This is a genomic window from Streptomyces sp. 8L, assembly GCF_020176795.1.
GTDB lineage: Bacteria > Actinomycetota > Actinomycetes > Streptomycetales > Streptomycetaceae > Streptomyces.
Genome location: NZ_JAIUKE010000686.1, coordinates 1 through 4,609, shown reverse-complemented (window position 1 = coordinate 4,609; position 4,609 = coordinate 1). Strand labels below are relative to the sequence as shown.

The 4,609-nt window shown below is 71.1% G+C and carries 5 protein-coding genes; 3 read left to right on the top strand and 2 right to left on the bottom strand.

Going from position 1 to position 4,609, the window contains the following annotated elements:
- The first annotated feature begins 489 nt into the window (after positions 1–489).
- Positions 490–834: a WhiB family transcriptional regulator gene (locus LCE31_RS37135; protein ID WP_225022455.1), complete on the top strand. Its 345-nt coding sequence runs from the start codon at positions 490–492 to the stop codon at positions 832–834.
- Between the two features lie 287 nt (positions 835–1,121).
- Here the strand turns inward: LCE31_RS37135 and LCE31_RS37130 are convergent, their stop codons facing one another.
- Together LCE31_RS37130 and LCE31_RS37125 are read right to left on the bottom strand one after the other, a co-directional pair.
- Entirely contained in the window at positions 1,122–2,705 is a 1,584-nt protein-coding gene (locus LCE31_RS37130) for an ArsA family ATPase (protein ID WP_225022453.1), read from the bottom strand.
- Positions 2,702–3,667: an ArsA family ATPase gene (locus tag LCE31_RS37125; RefSeq protein ID WP_225022451.1), complete on the bottom strand. Its 966-nt coding sequence runs from the start codon at positions 3,665–3,667 to the stop codon at positions 2,702–2,704. The genes LCE31_RS37130 and LCE31_RS37125 overlap by 4 nt, the downstream gene beginning before the upstream one ends.
- Positions 3,668–3,761: 94 nt before the next feature.
- Here LCE31_RS37125 and LCE31_RS37120 point away from each other — a divergent pair, with 94 nt between their 5' ends.
- Together LCE31_RS37120 and LCE31_RS37115 are read left to right on the top strand one after the other, a co-directional pair.
- Positions 3,762–3,923, top strand: coding sequence for a DUF4177 domain-containing protein (locus tag LCE31_RS37120; RefSeq protein ID WP_075033571.1), 162 nt, complete (start codon positions 3,762–3,764; stop codon positions 3,921–3,923).
- Between the two features lie 15 nt (positions 3,924–3,938).
- Positions 3,939–4,385, top strand: coding sequence for a RidA family protein (locus LCE31_RS37115; protein ID WP_225022457.1), 447 nt, complete (start codon positions 3,939–3,941; stop codon positions 4,383–4,385).
- The last annotated feature ends 224 nt before the right edge of the window (positions 4,386–4,609 follow it).

Sequence of the window (4,609 nt, the reverse complement as noted above, 5' to 3'; positions counted from 1 at the left end):
CCTGCCCCTATTAGCGATCTACCGGCGCCTTCCGGCCCGGTGACACCACCCCCCGGGTCATGGTCGACAGGGGGACATAGTCATGCCGGGCCAGAAGGCCGGGAGCCTCATGATCAAGGCCGTCTAGAAGGTAACGGGGGCGTCGGGGGAGTTGTCCTCGACGTCGACGTCACCCTTTCGGGTGGTCTTCGCTTGTCCGGTTCCGGCTGTCCCGAACGCCGGAAGAGGCCTGCCGCGGCTGCCTGTTGTGGCGTTCGGCGTCCGCTGTGAAGAGGGTGAACACCCTGGTCGTACGGGTTTGTTCACCGCCTCGTTCCTTCACTCCCCTGGGTGATCTTTCGAGCACGCATAGTCCGTTCGGACCATTCAAGATTGGGCACGAAGGGGGTGTTGCCGCGTGCCCGCCGCCCGTAACGTCCTCAACTGGCAGCGGTGAATATGCCGCTTCCGCCGTGGGGGAGCCTCGATTCGGGAGAGGACGGCGCCGGCATGGGCTGGGTTACCGACTGGAGTGCGCAGGCAGCCTGTCGCACTACCGATCCGGATGAACTGTTCGTTCAAGGTGCAGCGCAGAACAGGGCCAAGGCGGTGTGCACCGGGTGTCCGGTGCGTACGGAGTGCCTGGCCGACGCGCTCGACAACCGTGTGGAGTTCGGCGTGTGGGGCGGGATGACGGAGCGGGAGCGCCGTGCGCTGCTCCGCAGGCGCCCGACGGTCACCTCGTGGCGGCGCCTGCTGGAGACGGCGCGCACGGAGTACGAGCGGAGCGCGGGCCTGCTTCCCGCCGGGCTTGAGGGTGACGACGACTTCGAGACATACGCCGCGGTCGGCTGACGCGGCGGAGTCCGGCCACCGGCCACCGTGGGCGCTGTGGCGTGTGGCGTGTGGCGTACGGCCTCGGCCGCCGTCGCGAGCAGATGTCCCGCTGACGGGACGGGACGTGATGGACGGGGCTGACCGGACGGGACGTGACGGACAGGGCTGACCGCCGCTGACAGGCCGCCGCCGCTGACGTGGCTGAGCGCCGCTGATGAAGCCGACCGCCGCTGACCAGGCCGGTCGTCAGCGCGTGCGGGCATCCGTGCGGCGAGGCGGGCTCGCGTGCGGGTACGGGTCCGATGTCAGGCCGATGTGTCCGCTGCCGCCAGACGGTCGCCCACTGCCCTGAGGCCGACCAGGTCGTGCACATCGCCGGGCAGCGCGGGGACGGCGATGACCGCCACCTCCGGGTGGAGCGCCGTGAAGCGGTCCCGGGTGCGCTGCTCGCGCGCGATCACGTGCATACGATCCGCGTGCAGACGCAGCAGACCCGCTGTCAGTTGTTCCACGCTTGTGACAGTGTCCGCCGTTGATGAATCGGAACTGTCGGGCGAAACGGGCGAATCGCCCTGGTGGGCGTCCGGGGATTCGGGGTGCTCGGACGGCCCGGTGGCCTCGGGAGAGGAAGCGGTGCCGGGGGCGGCCGCGCTGTTGGTCGCGCCGCGGGGGGTGGCGCCAGAGACACCATTCCCGGGCTCCTGATCCACAATGCCGGTCTCTTCAAGATTTTCCGCGGCGGCCCGTGCCCGGTCCGCGGACAGCCTGCGCGCGCCGCTGTCGTGCACCCGGTTGAGGACCAGGCCCGCGAGCGGCATCCGCTCCGCCGCCAACCGCCTTACGAAATAGGCGGCTTCGCGCAGCGCGTCCCGTTCGGGCGCCGCGACCACGAGGAACGCCGTGCCCGGCGCCTGGAGCAGCCGGTACGTCGCGTCCGCGCGAGTGCGGAAGCCGCCGAACATCGTGTCCATCGCCGCCACGAACGTCTGCACGTCGTTGAGGAACTGCCCGCCGAGCAGTTTGCCCAGCGTGCCCGTCATCATGGACATACCGACGTTGAGGAACTTCATCCCCGCCCGGCCGCCGACCTTCGCGGGGGCCATCAGCAGCCGGATGAACTTTCCGTCCAGGAACGAGCCGAGGCGCTTCGGCGCGTCGAGGAAGTCCAGCGCCGAGCGCGAGGGCGGGGTGTCGACGACGATCAGGTCCCACTCGTCGCGAGCCCGCAGCTGGCCCAGCTTCTCCATGGCCATGTACTCCTGCGTACCGGCGAACCCGGCCGACAGGGACTGGTAGAACGGGTTCTCCAGGATGGCGCGGGCCCGTGCCTTGTCCGCGTGCGACTCGACGATCTCGTCGAACGTCCGCTTCATGTCCAGCATCATCGCGTGCAGTTCGCCGGGGCCCTCGACGCCCTTGACCTGGCGTGGGGTGTTGTCGAGCGAGTCGATTCCCATGGACTGCGCGAGGCGCCGCGCCGGATCGATGGTCAGGACGACCACCTTGCGCCCGCGCTCCGCGGCCCGCACACCGAGCGCCGCGGCGGTCGTGGTCTTGCCGACGCCGCCGGAACCGCAGCAGACGATGATGCGGGTGGCCCGGTCGTCCAGCAGCGCGTCCACGTCGAGGGCGGGCGTGTCCGACGGGAGCCCGGCCCGCTCCGGCGAGGGTTCCGCCCGGCCGCGCGTACGGCCGCGCGCGGCGCCGGTGCCGGAGCCCGTGGCGGAGCTCGTGCCGGCACCGGCGGCCCCGATGGCGTCGTCGTCCCCGTCGCTATCGATGTCGGCACCGATATCGATGTCGAGGTCGGCGTCGGGGTCAGCGGGGAGGCCGCTGCCGGCCTCATCGCCGTCGTCCCGCTGCGCGCCGGGGCCCTGGGCCTTGCTCATGCGAAAGCCTTTCCGAGCTGTCGAAGCTCCCTGGCCAGCTGGTACAGCCCCGCGAGATCCATGCCCTCGCCGAGCAGGGGCAGTTCGTACCGGGGGACGCCGATGCCCTCCAGCACGGCACGCTGCTCGCGCTCCAGCTCCACCCGCTGCGCGTGCTCGGCGGCCTGGTCGAGCAGCGGGCCCACCAGCTTCGTGGGCGCGGTGAGCCCCGCCGACGACAGCACCTTCGTGATCTCCTTGCGGCGGTCGCCGCCCGCGGCCCGTACCGCCGCCTCGTCCAGCAGATGCGGGCGGACCATGTTGACGATCACGTTGCCCACCGGCAGCTCCGCCGCTCGCAGCTCCGCGACGCCGTCCGCCGTCTCCTGGACGGGCATCTCCTCCAGCTGCGTCACGAGATGCACCGCGGTCTCGCGCGACTTGAGGACGCGCATCACCGCCTGAGCCTGATTGTGTATGGGGCCGATCTTCGCGAGCCCCGCCACCTCGTAGTTCACATTGAGGAAGCGTGTGATGCGGCCGGTGGGCGGCGCGTCCATCACCACGTAGTCGTAGGCGAACCTGCCGCTCCTGTCGCGCCGGCGCACGGCCTCGCACGCCTTGCCCGTCAGCAGGACGTCGCGGACGCCGGGGGCGATGGTCGTCGCGAAGTCGATCGCGCCCAGCTTGTTCAGCGCGCGGCCGGCGCTGCCCAGCTTGTAGAACATCTGGAGGTAGTCGAGGAGGGCCCGCTCCGCGTCGATGGCCAGCGCGAAGACCTCGCCGCCGCCGGACGCCACGGCGATCTTCCGCTCCTCGTACGGCAGCGCCTCCGTCTCGAAGAGCTGCGCGATGCCCTGCCTGCCCTCGACCTCGACGAGGAGGGTGCGCTTCCCCTCCGTCGCGAGGGCGAGCGCGAGCGCGGCGGCCACCGTCGTCTTACCGGTACCGCCCTTGCCGCTGACGACCTGGAGCCTGCTCACGTATTCGAGCCTAACCAGTCGGGTCCCGCAGTACGCACCAGGCCGCCCCTGGGGTTTCTCGGGGGCTCCCTGAGGTTGCGACTACAGTCGCCCCATGACCAAGTGGGAATACGCCACCGTGCCGCTTCTCGTGCACGCGACCAAGCAGATCCTGGACACCTGGGGCGAGGACGGCTGGGAGCTCGTCCAGGTCGTGCCGGGCCCCAACAACCCCGAGCAGCTCGTGGCCTACCTGAAGCGGGAGAAGAGCGCGTGAGCGGCATCGTCCGCGATCGCCGAGCGGGGACTGACCCTGCCGGAGGTCGCGCCGCCACTCGCCGCGTACAAACCCGCCGTACGCAGCGGCGCGTACGTCTACACGGCGGGTCAGCTGCCGCTGGTGGACGGCAAACTCGCCCTGACCGGCAAGGTGGGTGCCGAGGTCACCGCGGAGGAGGCCAAGGAACTGGCCGCCACCTGCGCGCTGAACGCCCTCGCCGCCGTGAAATCCGTCACGGGCGACCTCGACCGCATCGCACGCGTGGTCAAGGTCGTGGGTTACGTGGCCTCCGCCGCGGACTTCACCGGCCAGCCCGGCGTGATCAACGGCGCCAGCGAGCTGTTCGCGCAGGTCCTCGGTGACAAGGGCGTGCACGCGCGCAGCGCGGTGGGCGTCGCGGTGCTGCCGCTGGACGCTCCGGTCGAGGTCGAGATCCAGGTGGAACTGACCGAGGACTGAGCCGTCGGCCCGTCCCGAGGGCCCGGCCTCTCCCGAGGGCCCGGCCCATCCTGAGGGCCCGGCCTCTCCCGAGGGGCCCGGCCTCGCAGGTCCGGTCCAGCAGACCCGACCGACCGGGGGGGGGGGGCCGGCCCGGGGGGGGGCGGGCGGCGGCGGCCCGTTCGAGCGGGAGCGGCACGTATGGCTCGGTCTGCACGCGGCGGCGACCAAGAGCCTGGGTCAGG